The sequence below is a fragment of the Paenibacillus sp. GYB004 genome, from assembly GCF_036577605.1.
GTDB classification, from domain to species: domain Bacteria; phylum Bacillota; class Bacilli; order Paenibacillales; family NBRC-103111; genus Paenibacillus_AB; species Paenibacillus_AB oceani.
In genome coordinates, this window is the sequence record NZ_JARBDB010000064.1 from 98,783 (window position 1) to 112,542 (window position 13,760).

Annotated in this window: 13 protein-coding genes; 10 read left to right on the top strand and 3 right to left on the bottom strand. The window is 56.9% G+C overall.

Translation table 11 applies throughout. From position 1 onward, the window contains the following. Positions 1–11: 11 nt before the first annotated feature. The 4 genes from PV433_RS28845 to PV433_RS28860 all read left to right on the top strand — a co-directional run bounded on the left by PV433_RS28845 (position 12) and on the right by PV433_RS28860 (position 2,020). Complete coding sequence (locus PV433_RS28845; RefSeq protein WP_332075462.1) at positions 12–851, top strand: alpha-1,2-fucosyltransferase; 840 nt, start codon at positions 12–14, stop codon at positions 849–851. A 133-nt stretch (positions 852–984) separates the two neighbouring features. Next, complete coding sequence (locus PV433_RS28850; RefSeq protein WP_190924428.1) at positions 985–1,272, top strand: nucleoside-diphosphate sugar epimerase; 288 nt, start codon at positions 985–987, stop codon at positions 1,270–1,272. Between the two features lie 68 nt (positions 1,273–1,340). After that, positions 1,341–1,673 (top strand): restriction endonuclease subunit S, encoded by a 333-nt coding sequence (locus PV433_RS28855; protein ID WP_190924430.1) that lies wholly within the window; start codon positions 1,341–1,343, stop codon positions 1,671–1,673. Continuing rightward, positions 1,670–2,020 carry a hypothetical protein gene (locus tag PV433_RS28860; protein WP_332075463.1) on the top strand — a complete coding sequence of 117 codons (351 nt, stop codon included), beginning with the start codon at positions 1,670–1,672 and terminating at the stop codon, positions 2,018–2,020. Before PV433_RS28855 ends, PV433_RS28860 begins: the two co-directional genes overlap by 4 nt. Positions 2,021–2,156: 136 nt before the next feature. Here PV433_RS28860 and PV433_RS28865 read toward each other — a convergent pair whose 3' ends face one another. Further along, a complete protein-coding gene (locus PV433_RS28865) occupies positions 2,157–4,301 on the bottom strand; it encodes a methyl-accepting chemotaxis protein (RefSeq protein WP_332075464.1) in 2,145 nt (714 codons plus the stop codon). A 281-nt stretch (positions 4,302–4,582) separates the two neighbouring features. Continuing rightward, positions 4,583–5,971 carry an extracellular solute-binding protein gene (locus PV433_RS28870; RefSeq protein ID WP_332075465.1) on the bottom strand — a complete coding sequence of 463 codons (1,389 nt, stop codon included), beginning with the start codon at positions 5,969–5,971 and terminating at the stop codon, positions 4,583–4,585. Between the two features lie 294 nt (positions 5,972–6,265). On the opposite strand from PV433_RS28870, the gene PV433_RS28875 reads away from it, so the two are divergent. The 6 genes from PV433_RS28875 (at position 6,266) to PV433_RS28900 (ending at position 12,352) form a co-directional block, all read left to right on the top strand. Then, the gene (locus PV433_RS28875) at positions 6,266–7,135 is read left to right on the top strand and encodes a sugar phosphate isomerase/epimerase family protein (protein ID WP_332075466.1); all 870 of its coding nucleotides are present in this window, start codon (positions 6,266–6,268) and stop codon (positions 7,133–7,135) included. Between the two features lie 65 nt (positions 7,136–7,200). Continuing rightward, positions 7,201–8,232, top strand: a complete 1,032-nt coding sequence (locus PV433_RS28880; RefSeq protein ID WP_332075467.1) for a Gfo/Idh/MocA family protein — start codon at positions 7,201–7,203, stop codon at positions 8,230–8,232. Further along, positions 8,229–9,539: a neutral/alkaline non-lysosomal ceramidase N-terminal domain-containing protein gene (locus PV433_RS28885; protein ID WP_332075468.1), complete on the top strand. Its 1,311-nt coding sequence runs from the start codon at positions 8,229–8,231 to the stop codon at positions 9,537–9,539. Before PV433_RS28880 ends, PV433_RS28885 begins: the two co-directional genes overlap by 4 nt. 1 nt (position 9,540) lies before the next feature. After that, positions 9,541–10,314 carry a glucosamine-6-phosphate deaminase gene (locus PV433_RS28890; protein WP_332075469.1) on the top strand — a complete coding sequence of 258 codons (774 nt, stop codon included), beginning with the start codon at positions 9,541–9,543 and terminating at the stop codon, positions 10,312–10,314. Positions 10,315–10,319: 5 nt separating this feature from the next. Further along, positions 10,320–11,504: an N-acetylglucosamine-6-phosphate deacetylase gene (locus PV433_RS28895; protein WP_332075470.1), complete on the top strand. Its 1,185-nt coding sequence runs from the start codon at positions 10,320–10,322 to the stop codon at positions 11,502–11,504. Next, on the top strand, positions 11,501–12,352 hold the full coding sequence (locus PV433_RS28900) for a sugar phosphate isomerase/epimerase family protein (RefSeq protein ID WP_332075471.1): 852 nt from the start codon (positions 11,501–11,503) through the stop codon (positions 12,350–12,352). The genes PV433_RS28895 and PV433_RS28900 overlap by 4 nt, the downstream gene beginning before the upstream one ends. Before the next feature lie 314 nt (positions 12,353–12,666). Here PV433_RS28900 and PV433_RS28905 read toward each other — a convergent pair whose 3' ends face one another. Beyond that, complete coding sequence (locus PV433_RS28905) at positions 12,667–13,752, bottom strand: GerAB/ArcD/ProY family transporter (protein ID WP_332075472.1); 1,086 nt, start codon at positions 13,750–13,752, stop codon at positions 12,667–12,669. Between the last annotated feature and the right edge of the window lie 8 nt (positions 13,753–13,760).

Sequence of the window (13,760 nt, forward strand, 5' to 3'; positions counted from 1 at the left end):
GGTGAGGACTTATGCTAACGCCACGGCCCGTCGTCGCTATGGCTAATCTCGGCACCAGGGGGCGCTTCGGGAATAAGCTGTTCCAATACGCGTTTCTCAAACTGTATGCGAAACGGTTCAGGCTCCGGACGGAAACGTCCGATTGGATCGGCCGTTACCTGTTCGGGCATAACGATCCTTTCATAAGCCGCGCCTGGCCTGTCGTCGCGGAGCAGGAACAGACCCGGCTGGCTCAGCTGCTGTCCGCGCCGAAGCCGAGATTTGTGAACGTTAATTTCGAAGGTTATTTTCAATTCGATACCCAGCATCTTGCCCCATACCGCCCGTATTTTCAGTCGTTGTTCCAGCCCGTACCGCCGATCCGGAAGGAGCTGCAGACAGGGCTGGAGCGGCTGAAGGAGAAAGGAAGGACGATCGTCGGGATTCATATAAGAAGGGGCGATTATTACCGGTACCGGAAAAAGGAGAAAAATCGCGTGTTTTTCATAGCGCCGTCCAACTGGTATGTCAGATGGCTGCGGAGCGTCTGGGGCAGACTGGACCGGCCGGTTCTGTTTTTGGCGAGCGACAGCTTGCCCGAAGTGATCGCGGATTTCGCCGAGTTCGATCCGGTCGTATCGGCCGGATTATACGAGAAGCCGTTTCCGGAGGCGGACTATTACCCGGATTTTTACTTGCTGTCCCATTGCCACCTGACGGCCATATCCAACAGCACGTTTTCGTTTGCCGCATCGATGCTGAATTCGGACGGAAGACTGTTCGTCCGTCCGGATAACGACGTTAAGGCGCTGGTCCGGTACGATCCGTGGGCGAGCCCGCCGCTGCTGCACTACAAAAGAAGCTACTATTGAGTCAATCCCGGACCCGTGAGACAGATAGACGGTTTTGCGGCAATTGCCCGGCTCGAAGCGGCCGGATGTGCACCAACCCCCGGGTCCGATCATAAAATAAGAGGAAGTAAGTCACGGTCAGGGAGGTGTTCCGGTGGATCAGGAAGTAACGTCCATCATTGCCCATATGGCCAAGTCGCACAGCGAAATGGCCCGTATGCTGGAAGCGAAGCGGCAGTCGATATTTAATATGGCCCATGTCGTGACGGCGCTGCCTAATGAAACGATTCAATTTCAGGGGGCGGATATGATCGCGTCGAATTCGATCGATCTGACGAAAAGCGTTACCGCTTATTTGAACAGCCTGGCTGATTTGGCGGACGCGATCGGCGATCATCTGGAGCTGGTTGTGAAGGAAATGACCCCGCAGGAAGAAGAGTAGGGGACGTATCAGACGAACCGGACAATCCGGACGATCCGCAGCCTTGCAGTCGGGAAGGAGGGAGAAGGGTGGAACGAGCAGAGTCGTTTTTGCGGATGCTGCAGGCGTCGGCTAAAATGCAGCATGACATCTCGCTTATATTGGAAGCGAAAGCCAACGAAGCGGAGAAGTCCCGGGATTGGATATGCGTCCATCTCAACCATAAATGTTATGAAAGCCATGAGGACCAGCTTAAGAAACCGCTCGACATGCATGAGCAGTTCGTGGAGCTGATCGACGGGCTGACCAAGATGGAGAACGCCCTGGCCAAAAACTTGAAGGTCGTCTTGAATAAAAAAGAAGACAGCTCGTTTGGCGATATGGGCGGTCTGTTCGGCGGACTGGGAGATACGCTGGAATGAGCTGGCTGGAGCGGCAGAGGGAGATGAAGCTCGACATATTGGAGTCGCTTGCCCGCAGCCAGCGGGCGATGGCGCGTATTATCGAAACGGTGGCCGACGCCGATACCGGCGCTTCCGGCGACGATAAGGCGGAGCGGAGATTGATCAAAAGCATCGAGGCGATCAGCGGGTATCAACAAGCGATTATGGAGAAGATGCTGGGCATTACGATCGGCGAAGTGAAACGCTCGTCTCCGTCGACTCCCTGGACGAATGAGGAGCTGGGAGTAGCCCGGTTCGAAACGCAGACGGAGGGGGAAACTGCCCCCGCATCCGCCCCCGAATCCGGTTCCGGCTTCAAGAAGTGATGCTCGCGATCCGCCCGCCCGATTTCAAACGTACCTGAAACCGAAAGACGCCCCCATCCCCGGTGATCAAAGGGATGGAGGCGTCTTGTTGTCTGGAGGGGCCGCGCCGGTTGTCCGGTCCGGTCTCCATGGACGGTCAGATCGAGAATTTGCTGAGCGATTCCTTCAGCGAATCGGACAACTCCTCAAGCTTATCCGACAACCGGACGAGCCCGCCGCTGATGCTAAGCTGTTCGGTGCTGAGGGAAGCGACCTCCTGCGATGTGGCCGACGATTGCTCGGCTACAGCGCTGACGTTGCTCATCGCGTCGGACAGGACGACCTGCGAATTTTTGAGCTCCTGTACGGACAGGGTGACTTCCTGCAGCTTGGCGGCGAAGCCGTCCATCTGCTGCTGCACCTGTTTGAAGATTCCGTCGGCGTCCTTAACCGAAGCGATCTGCTCCTGGAAGATCGGATAAGCTTCGGACAGAACATCGACCGTCTCCTTCATCTCGGACTGAATCCGTTCGGTAATTTGCGCGACGACGTCGATCGATTGCTTCGACTGGTCGGCAAGCTTGCGAATCTCGTCGGCGACGACCATGAAGCCTTTGCCGGCTGCTCCCGCTCTTGCGGCTTCGATCGTGGCGTTCAGCGACAAAATGTTCGTCTGCTTCGTAATGTTGTTAAGCATTTCCAATATTTTGCGGATCGAGCTTGTGCTCTCTTGAAGCTTCTCGACCTTGTCGGCCATCGAGCGGATCATGTCTTCCGTCGTGCCGGTTTTCGTAATGAGCTCCGTCATATACGAAGTTCCTTTGCGGCTCGCCTGCTGCACTTCCGCCGCTGCCGCTTCCATGAGAACGTTGGCGTCGACGACGTGTCCGACTTTCTGGCTGATGCTGCCGGTCAAGTCGCTGCCCCGTTCGGCCTCGACGGCGAGTGAGGAGGCGCCGCTTGCGATTTCCTCAGTGGCCACGGCGATTTCCTTCGCGGCCTGCTCGGTTTTCTTCGATGCGTCGGACAGCTCGGCCGCCGTACCCAGCACCTCCTTCGCGGAGATGTTCGTGCGGGAGACGAGACTCGTAATCTGCTCCATCATCTGGTTGAAGCTGACCGACAGCTGGCCGATCTCGTCCTGCCTGCCGGTATTTTTGGTGCGGACGGTCAGGTTGCCGCTTGCGCCTTCCATCATCAGGTTGCGGATGGCGACGATCGGGCGGGCGATCAGCCGGATGACGACATAACCGACGAAGATGGCGAGCAGTGCGGCTATGATGACCATAATCACAGTAATTTTGGAGATTTGCTCGGCGTCCTTGACGAGTTCGCCTACCGGAACGGCTCCTACGACATACCAGCCCGATTTCGAGATCGGATCGTAGACGGCCAAGTAATGCTTGTCTTCAATCTCGGTATCGAAAGTGCCGGACGTGACCTGGGTCGAATCGATGCGGGCGGCCAGATCGACGCGGTAGGCGGCTTCGATATCTTCCGATTTCTCGGAGTAGACGATCTTGTTATCTTTGCCGACGATCCGGATCTCGCTTCCTTCGCCGATCGAGACGGTGCCGAGCGCGTCTTTCAAGGCGCTGGTCTTCACTTCCAGAATCAGAATGCCTTCGATCGTGCCGGACTTGATGTTGCGGAGTACGCGGGCTACGGCGAACGTGTTGGCCGATGCGGCGTAGCCGGCTTTGCTGGTGCCGAGGAACGTGATCCGGCCGTCCCCGTTTTTGATCTCCTGGAACCAAGGCGTCGTATAGACGTCGTCTTTCAGGGTTGTAATCGTGCGGTATGTATCGGTTACGTCGGGAGCATACGGGACGATATGGACGTCGGCCAGCTTCGAATTGGACAACACGTAACTTTTGAGCCGGTTGTTGACCGCTTGGCCGGTTTGCAGCTTATCGAAATTGGACAGCGTCTTGTCTTTGTACTTTATCATATTGTCAGAGACGACTTCGTCCGACATGATCTGAACCGTTATGTTCTCCAGGCTTTCCAGCAGGAAGTCGACCTTGTCGGTCGCCTGGACGATCGTCTCATGCGAAGCGTCCGCCACTTTGTCTTTAATGACGCCCTTCGATATCTGGTAGGATAAAATACCCACTACAAGAACCATGGAAACGATGCTGGCGAAGAAGATGAGAAACAGTCTGACGCCTAACGATTTAACCGGATTTTTCATTTTGTACGTTCTGCCCGTGCTCTGGATGTCGGCAGAGGACATGCCGCTTCTCGCCTTGTTCCAGAAATTCGACAAATGCGAGAGCAATTTCGACAATGTTCCCTTCATAAAATCCCACCTTCGCTATTTTCGTCAATGTTCGCAATAGTTGCATAGTCCTGTATTCGACATGGGAGCGCGTACTCCTTTTCCGATTGTCAAATATTATAAAGAAAATGTCCTACATATGGCCGGGAAGGGGGGACCAGGGACGGGCGGGTATTGGAAGAAGATGGGGGGAGATGAGACCTAAGGCTGGGCGGAACGCGAGAAATTGCGGTGAAAACCTAAAAAAGCTTCCGGAACCGGAAGCTTGGGATTGTCGAATTGCGTTGTCGAATAAATGCCGATTAAGTCGCTCCGGACAAAATGCCGATGATCCGGTCGGCGAGCGGCTCCGCCTGCTCCAATCCGGCCCAGAACAGCTCCATCTCCCCGCTGAGGTCGTCCAGCCGATGGGAATCGGCGAACAGCTCGTGCAGGAAATAGCCGTTCTCGATATGGCGGCCCGTAATGTTCAGCGATTCGAGATGACGCTCGTTCCAGACGGCCGCATTAACATCCGGCAGGCAGGACATAAAGCCGGTATCGCGGGCAAGTTCGGTCTGCAGCCCGGGGTCCAGGGCGATCCGCAAAAACTCCAGCGCCAGTTCCGGATCGTCACTATCCTTGTGAATCATAAAAGCGTTGGCGACGAGCAGGGTCGATTTGACCGGACCGAAGGGCAGCGGCGCCACTTTGGCCTCGAACGTCATACCTTCGCTCCGCCAGCCCGCGATCTCGATCGAGGTCGTAAGCACCATAGCCGCTTTCTCACGAAGAAAGGCGTGCAGATTGATTTTGGAGCGGTACGGCTGATACAGCGTGGCGATCCGCTTGCGGTGCAAAACGTCGCGGAACAGCTTCAGCGTCTCGACGATGCTCTCACGGCTGGTCGTAGCGTCGAACTTCACGCCGTTTTGCAAGGCGACGACCGGCCAGCGGCTCGGGAACGAAGAGAGCGACAACCCGTACAGATCGGTAACGCCGTCCCCGTCCTCGTCTCTCGTGAGCTGGCCGGCCGCTTCGATCAGCTGTTCCCGGCTCCAGCCGGGATGCGGCTCCTGCACGCCGAACCGGCGGAACAGCCGGGGGTTGTACGCCAGGTATACCGGTGAGAACGTAACGGGAAGGGCGCGGAGGAAGCCTTCGTGACGAAACGGTTCGACGATTCGGGGGTAGAAGCCGTCCAGCAGGCCGGGTAGCTTGTCTCCCAGATCGATAAACGGATCGAGCCGGTCCGACTCCGCGAAGCTGCGGTCGGTTACCAGCACCAGATCCGGACGGACGCCGAGCTCGGCTCCGGTTCTTTGCCAGTCCCAGAAGTTGAAGCTCGGGAAATGAAGCAGCTTCACATCAATTTGCGGATACCGGGCCTGGAACGCTTCGATGATCGTGCCCAGGCAGTTATCCACATAATGGGAAGGGGAAGTGGCCAGGATGCGCAGCGTGCGCTTCTCTCCGGGGGACGGGACGAAATCGGGAGAGACGATCGTGCCTTGTCCGACCTTTTTGACAATCAGCCCTTCCTTGTGAAGTTGCTCCAGCGATTTGCGCACCGAAGTGCGGCTCATGCCGTAATATTTGCACAGTTCGTTCTCGGACAGCAGGAACTGGCCCGGCTTAATATATCCGGATACGATTTGCTCTCTCAGCATGTTGGCCAGCCGGGAATAGCGGAATTCGTTGTCACGTCTCATAGGAATCTTCCGTTCTGCTTAGTTTCATTTATTATAACGAATAATTGGAATGGGGAGAAGCTTTCTACGAGGCTGGCTTGCGACTTCATTATTCTGTTGACGTCATCTGTTAGATACAACTATAATACAGGTGCGATTAGGAAGCTGAACGAAAAAAAAGTATAACCGAATCGTAAGAAAGATCAACACATCACGCCCTAACCTTGGTATAGTTATAGTTGGAAAGGTGCGGTTCGCTGCAGGCAAGCAAACGTTCGTAGCGTTTCGCGCTGAAATCGAAAGGGGAGAACGGTTTTGGTATTGGAACGGTTAGGCATATTGACAGATGAAGTGTATCCGGATAATTTCTCCAAATCGCTCGATTGGATCGTGGAGCAAGGCTTGAAGTATATCGAGGTGCGGGTCGTGGACGGCGTTAATATCGCGAACATGACGGACGAGCAGGTTGCGGCGGTTCGCAGCCAGATCGAGGCCAGAGGGCTGACCGTTACGGCGATCGCGTCCCCGCTCTACAAATGCGCGCTCGATCCGACCCGTCCGGTAGCGTCAGGCGACGTGTTCGGGCAAGCGGAGGAAAGCGTGGAAGCGCATCACGAGAAGCTTCGCCGCGTCATCGCGATCGCCAAGCAGCTCGGAGCAGGCAGCATCCGCATTTTCTCTTTCTGGAGAGAGAACGAGCCAGAGCTTTATTTTGACGACATTGTCGCTCATATGAAAAAAGCGGCGGCTGTGGCTGAGAAGGAAGGCATCATGCTGCTTCAGGAAAATGAGCCTTCCTGCAACGGCGGATTTGCCGAGGAAGTAGCGAAGATCGTACGTGCGGTTGCCTCACCGGCGATGAAGGTGCTGTGGGATCCGGGCAACGAAGCGTATGGCGGCAGACCGGCGTTTCCGGAAGGTTACGGGCTCGTTAAAGACGTTCTTGCACACGTTCACATTAAAGACGCCTACGTTCTTCCGGACGGAACTTCCCGCTGCGTGCCGGTCGGCTCCGGCAACGTTCCGTTCATTGCACAGCTGCGCGCGCTGGCCGAGGACGGCTATACGGGCATGTTCACGATCGAGACGCATTACTTGCCGGAAGGCGGCACGAAGGCGGCCGGCTCCCGGATGACGCTGGAAGCGCTTCGCGTGCTTGTGAACGAAGCTTTCCCGGTGAAATAAACCCATATCCATGGGGACACGGATTCGTTTGATACTATTTGAACTATCGTATAGGAGGGTATCGGGTGAAAACTTGGGGATTCGGCATTATCGGAACCGGTTCGATTGCAGATTTTCATGCGGCGGCTATTAAGGAGATCGGCCGAGGCAGGCTGGTTGCCGTGGCGAACCGGACGGAAGCCCGCGCGAAAGCATTCGCGGAGAAAGAAAACTGCGGCTATGCCACGGACTACAAAGAGCTGCTCGCCAATCCGGACATCGATATCGTCTGCGTAACGACCTCGAGCGGCAGTCATGCGACCATCGGGCTCGACGTATTAAACGCGGGCAAACATCTGGTCGTGGAGAAGCCGATTGCCATGAATACGAAGGAATCGCTGGAGCTGATCCGCACCGCGGAGCAAAAAGGCGTGACGATCTCCGTCATCTCCCAGCGGCGCTTCGAGAAGCAGCACGCGGCGGTGCGCGAAGTGTTGGACAGCGGCGCGCTCGGGAAGCTGCTGCTCGTGGAAGTATCGCTACCGTTTTATCGTACGCAGGCTTATTACGACAGTGCCGACTGGCGCGGAACGATCGACCAGGACGGCGGCGCCCTCATGAACCAGGGCATTCACTCGATCGATCTGCTTCTCTGGTTCGGCGGAGCGGTGGAGACCGTTTATGGCAAAACGGCGACCCAGACTCATACGATGGAAGCCGAGGATATCGGGCTTGCGCTCATCACGTTCAAGAACGGGGCGTTCGGTACGATCATGGCTTCGACCAGCATCCAGCCGGGCTTCGCAGCCGCGCTGAACCTGTATGGCGAAAAAGGCTCGATCAAGCTGGAGGGCTCTGCGATCACCCATTGGACCGTACCGGGCGTCGAGCAGCCGGACCTCGGGGAAAATACGAATTATGGAGGCGTGTCCGATCCCCGCAGCATTTCGCACGTCAATCACCGAATCCAGTTGGAGAACGTCATCGATGCGATCGAATCGGGCAAGGAGCTGTACCTGAAAGGGATCGACGGCTTGCGCGCGGTTCAACTGGTCGAGGGGATATACGAATCGTCCAAGTCCGGTGCGCCGATCCGACTGGAAGAGGTGTCGGGATGAGCGAAGGCGCGGGTACGGAAGGTCGGCTTCTTCTAGGAACGGCGAAGATCGACATTACCCCGGCATCGCCGATACCGCTGGCCGGTTACGGCCACCGGAAGGGGCCGTATGCCGGCATTAACCGCAGGCTGTTTGCGAGAATGAACGTATTCGAGCAGACGGAAGGCGGCGAGACGCGCCGGGTGCTGATCGGGATGGGCGACATTATATGGTGGCCCGGGGAGCGGATGGACTATATCCGCGCAACGTTGGAAAGCAAGTTCGGCATCCGTCCGTCCGACGTCATCTTGAGCGCCCAGCACACGCACGGAGGACCTCAGACGAGCGCAAGCTTCTGCGACATCCTCGGCCTGACGGACGACGATTATTTGAATGATTTGGAGCGGCAGCTGTTCGCCGCGGTCGAGACCGCGATTGCGAATCTCGAGCCGGTAACGGCCGAGCAGGGCAAGGGAGAAAGCTATATCGGCATTAACCGGCGCAAGATGGCCGGAGACAAGATGACGATGGCGCCGAATCCGGATGGGCTGTACGATTCTGAAGTGAATGTGGTCCGTTTCCGCAAAGACGACGGGGGGACCAAAGCGGTATTTATCCATTATACGTGCCATCCGACGACAACCGGTGATAACTTCATCAATTCGGACTACCCGGGGGTTGCCGCGGAACGTCTGGAAGCGACGCTCGGCTGCGGAGCGGTCGTATCGTTTCTGCAGGGCTGTGCCGGCAATATCCGCCCGGCGCTGCACCGGGACGGCAAGTTTTACAGCGGGCACGACGAAGAGGTGATGCGGTTCGGCCGCAGCTTGGCCGACGAGGTCGAGCGCGTGCTGGACGGTCCGATGAAGACGCTTGATCAGGCGCCCTTATCGGGCAGCCGCGTAGTAGTGGAGCTGCCGTTCCAGCCGCTGCCATCGGAGGCGGAGCTGGACGAGGCAGCCGGGAAAGGCGGTCATATGCAGCAGTGGTCCGAGAAGCTGCGCCGCCACCCGGAGATACTGCGGCCGTCTATCCCGTTCCAGGTGAACCGGATCGCGCTGGCCCAGGGACTCGCTTATCTCGCCATGGACGGCGAAGTCGTGCTGGAATACGGAGCGTATGCGAAGCAGCTAAGCGGAGGCGAAACGCTGGCGATGGGATACAGCAACGGTATGGTCGGATATGTGCCTACAGCGTCGCAAGTGGCCGAAGGCGGCTATGAAGGGAAAGATTCTTTCGTTTACTTTGCTTTGCCGGCTGCGTTTGATCCGGAGCTGGAGTCCATCATCAAGAATGCAATCCAACAATTGATTCGAAAGGAAGATTGACATGGGCTTGCAGCCACAACCCGTTAAGGCGGAAACGGTAGATCATTTGAAAGTGAACGTATATGCGAACCGGCAGGATCTCGGGATGTCGGCCGGCCGCGCGGCGGCGGCGAGAATCAAGGAGCTGCTCGGCAAAAAAACGGGTATCCGGATGATTTTTGCGGCGGCTCCGTCGCAAAACGAGTTTCTCGATACGCTTGCCGCCGATCCGGAGATCGATTGGTCGCGCATTACGGCGTTCCATATGGACGAATATATCGGGCTTCCGAACGATGCCCCCCAGAAGTTCAGCCGTTTTCTGTGCGAGCGCCTGTTCGATAAAGTGAAACCGGGCACGGTACATCTGATCGACAGCTCAAGCTCGATCGAAGCGGAATGCAAACGTTACGGCGATCTGATCCGCGAAGCGCCGATCGACATCGTCTGCCTCGGCATCGGCGAGAACGGCCATATTGCGTTTAACGATCCTCCGGTCGCTGACTTTAACGATCCGCATGTCATTAAAGCGGTGGAGCTGGACGACGCCTGCCGCCAGCAGCAAGTGAACGACGGCTGCTTCCCGTCCTTCGGCGACGTGCCGACTCACGCGCTGACGCTGACGATTCCGACGATGATGTCGGGCTCCTATCTGTACTGCATGGTGCCGGGACCGACGAAGCGCAACGCCGTTGTACGGACGCTCAGCGGCGATATTTCCACGGAATGCCCGTCGACGGTGCTGCGGAGACATCCGGAGTGCACGTTGTACGTAGACCGCGATTCTTACGGAGAGTGATTAATATGACTGCGATAGGGGAAAGCGCAATAATCGAAGGGATTCATTATTCGAGCGGACAGCCGGTCCGGATTACGGTCCGCGACGGGGTTATCGCCGCTCTCGAGCCGTTCGCGCCGGCCGACGCGGCTGCTCTGCCGCACGTAGGTCCCGGACTTGTCGACTTGCAGATCAACGGATATTTCGGCGACGATTTCAATACGCTGCCTTTCTCGACCGAGCTGGTTACGAAAGTAAGCCGCGCCTTATGGCAGGAAGGCGTCACCGCCTATTATCCGACGATTATTACGAACTCGCCGGAAGCGATCGAGGAAGCCGCCGGTATTATCGCGCGGGCGTGCGACAACGATTCGCATACGAACCGGATGGTCGCGGGCATCCATGTCGAAGGTCCGTTCATTTCGCCGGAGGACGGTGCGAGAGGCGCGCACGGGCTGGAGTACGTACGCGCTCCCGATTGGGAGCTGTTCGAGCGGTGGCAGCGCGCCGCAGGCGGACGGATCAAAATATTGACGCTCTCTCCGGAATGGCCGGAAAGCGCGGAATTCATCGCCAAGTGCAGCGCGAGCGGAGTGACGGTCTCGATCGGCCACACGTCGGCGACGCCGGAGCAGATCCGCGAAGCGGTCCGCGCGGGAGCGCGGATGTCGACGCACCTCGGCAACGGGTCGCATCTGATGCTGCCGCGCCACCCGAACTATATCTGGGAGCAGCTCGCGGAAGACGACTTGTGGACGTGCGTGATCGCCGACGGTTTCCATTTGCCGGAAGCGGTATTAAAAGTCGTCTTTAAGACGAAGGGCCGTCAGGCGATGCTGGTCAGCGACGCCGTCTATTTGTCCGGCATGCCGGCCGGGGAATATATGACTCACGTCGGCGGCAAAGTCGTCAAGACGGAGGAAGGCCGGCTCCATACGGCGCACAACCCGAAAATATTGGCCGGCTCGGCGCAAATGCTGCTATGGGGCATCGAGCATGTGCTCAAAAACGGCTTGGCTAGTCTGGCGGATGCTTGGGACATGTCTTCGGTCATACCGGGACAGTTCATGAAGCTGCCGTCCGGTGCGGGACTCGCCGTCGGGGCGCCGGCCGATCTTGTGCTGTTCGAGCGGGACGGCTCCAGCGTCCGGCTGCTGCAAACGTACAAAGACGGGGAGCTCGTATACCGATTGGAGGAGCAGACGAAATGAAATTCGCGGCATTCAGCGGCGTTTTAATCGATCATAGTATCCAGGAAGCATTGCAACTGACGAAAAAGCTCGGCTTCGACGGCCTCGAAATCGCTGCGCGGGAGCCTCATCTGTCGGCTTCGACCAGCGTTCAGCGGATCAAGGAAATTCGCAGCGTGGCCGACGGGCTCGGATTGGAAATTCCCGTGCTCGCCGGATATATGGGCAGCTTCTCTACCGCAAGCGATAAGGAGTGCGAGCAGGCGTTCGCCGATTTTCAGCGCATTCTCGAGGCGTCCTTGACGCTCGGATCGACGATGATCCGCGTCGTGGCGGGCGGCCCGAACGCTTTTCTGGCGCAGGATTATCATTACGCCAAATCCGCCTACTGGCTCAAAAAGTGTGCGGTGGAAGCGAAGAAGCACGAGCGGAAAATTGTGCTGGAAATCCACAACATTTCGCTGGCGGAGACGGTCGAATCCAGTCTGCGCCTGGTTCATCAGGTCGGGGAAGACAACGTCGGCCTCATTCACGACGCAGGCAATATGTACATTACCGATACCGATTATGGACGCGACTCCGTCATCGGCCTCGGCGACCGGATGTTCCACGTCCACGTCAAGGACGAGAAGCGGGTGGATGCAACCGGAACGCCCGGTACGTTCGTCAACTTGACGAAGCACGGCCAGGAGAAGTTTTTGCAATGCCGCCTGGGCGAAGGGGATGCCGATCATCAGCCGTTGTTCGACGCGCTGAAGGAGACCGGCTACGCCGGCTGGGTGACGCTGGAATGTCACGCTCCGTTTCCGGCTTACGAGCGGCTGGAGCATGATCTGGCAAAAGTAAAGCAAATGATGGGGCTCGCTTAAGCCCGGCAGAGTGTTTGCATAAGAGCATGGGAGAGGTCGCAGCTGCGAATTTCGGGCTGCCGCTTCTACTCATGCTTTTTGTTGAAATAGCAGAAAGTATAAGTTTTCACGTGCTAAAGCGAGATGAAAACGACCTGATCGCAGATCGCAAGAAAACTGATTACGGGCTGCACCTGAAGCCGGGTTGTTCCCCGAAAGCGGCCGGAGCGAAGGTACCATTGCCTTCCGCCCGTTTACGAATGGGCTTGCACGCCGAAGGACCGTCAGGGTTCCCCGACGGTTTTTCAAATATGCGAGCGCCGTTCCGGCTAACGTTACCCCCGTCTGCTCCGGACGGAAGCGACGGCAAACAGCAGCAGCGGTATAACGAGCCTGACGGCTATCGCATAAAAGACGAAAGACGTTCCGAGATAATACGAAAGCTGCTGCAAATCGGGAGCCGCCCACATACTCATCAGCAACAGCAAAAAACCGGCAGGGAAAACGAGTTGACGGTAGTTGTCCAAACCCAGCCACTGGGCGGTGCCCAAAACCAGAACGTAATAATGCATGGAGATTTGGACGACCGCCCCCAGAATCCAGATCGACATAACGACCGCTTCTACGTGCTCGATAAATCCGACCATGCTGATCTGCCGGACTGCGACCATCAGCGGATAAGTCAATGTAGCCGTAATATCCCCGAACAGAAACAAGGCGGTCAGATTCGTAGCGATCATCGTCAGTAGTACCGCGACAACCGATATGCTTCCCCATTTCATTCCTTTCTCTCCGTCATTCAGAAACGGAAGCAAAAAGAAAATGGCGAAATAAGAAGAAAACCAGTCAATCGGGGAAAAGGAACCCTTCAGCACAGGGAAGAACCCGTTCTCCATGACGGGAAGCATATGCCCCGGCTTCATTTCCGGAATAAGAAGGGCCGTAACGGCTGCAATCATCGCGACGAGCAGCATGATAAACGATTGCGAGCATCTGCCCAAAACTTCGACACCTCCGCGTACCGCCAATGCGCAGGCGAACACGGTAACCCCCATGATGACGATCATCGGCGTCTTGAAAAAGAAATTTCCGGCGATAAATTCTCCATACTGCCTGACCACAGCGCCGCCGAGCAGCCAATAAAACAGCAGGTACACTAGCCCGAGCGCTTTCCCCGGAATACGTCCGGCTATACTTATGCTGTATTGCATAATGGACTGGTTCGGGTACAGCTTGTTCAGGCGATAACCGATCAGGACCAGCAAAAATCCGGCCAAAGAAGCGACGACCGGCGACAGCCACAGATCACGCCCTGCATGCTTCCCCGTAATGGCCGGGAGCAGGACGATCCCGGTAGCCACAGGCATGGAGTACAGCATCGCGGCCATTTGAAAAGCCGATATTTTCCCTTTCTCGATCAAGGTTCATC

Excerpts from the sequence above, each read along its gene's own strand:
- PV433_RS28890 (WP_332075469.1), top strand. The coding sequence starts at position 9,541 with ATGGGCTTGCAGCCACAACCCGTTAAGGCGGAAACGGTAGATCATTTG.
- PV433_RS28865 (WP_332075464.1), bottom strand. The coding sequence starts at position 4,301 with ATGAAGGGAACATTGTCGAAATTGCTCTCGCATTTGTCGAATTTCTGG.
- PV433_RS28860 (WP_332075463.1), top strand. The coding sequence starts at position 1,670 with ATGAGCTGGCTGGAGCGGCAGAGGGAGATGAAGCTCGACATATTGGAG.
- PV433_RS28885 (WP_332075468.1), top strand. The coding sequence starts at position 8,229 with ATGAGCGAAGGCGCGGGTACGGAAGGTCGGCTTCTTCTAGGAACGGCG.
- PV433_RS28845 (WP_332075462.1), top strand. The coding sequence starts at position 12 with ATGCTAACGCCACGGCCCGTCGTCGCTATGGCTAATCTCGGCACCAGG.
- PV433_RS28895 (WP_332075470.1), top strand. The coding sequence starts at position 10,320 with ATGACTGCGATAGGGGAAAGCGCAATAATCGAAGGGATTCATTATTCG.
- PV433_RS28900 (WP_332075471.1), top strand. The coding sequence starts at position 11,501 with ATGAAATTCGCGGCATTCAGCGGCGTTTTAATCGATCATAGTATCCAG.
- PV433_RS28870 (WP_332075465.1), bottom strand. The coding sequence starts at position 5,971 with ATGAGACGTGACAACGAATTCCGCTATTCCCGGCTGGCCAACATGCTG.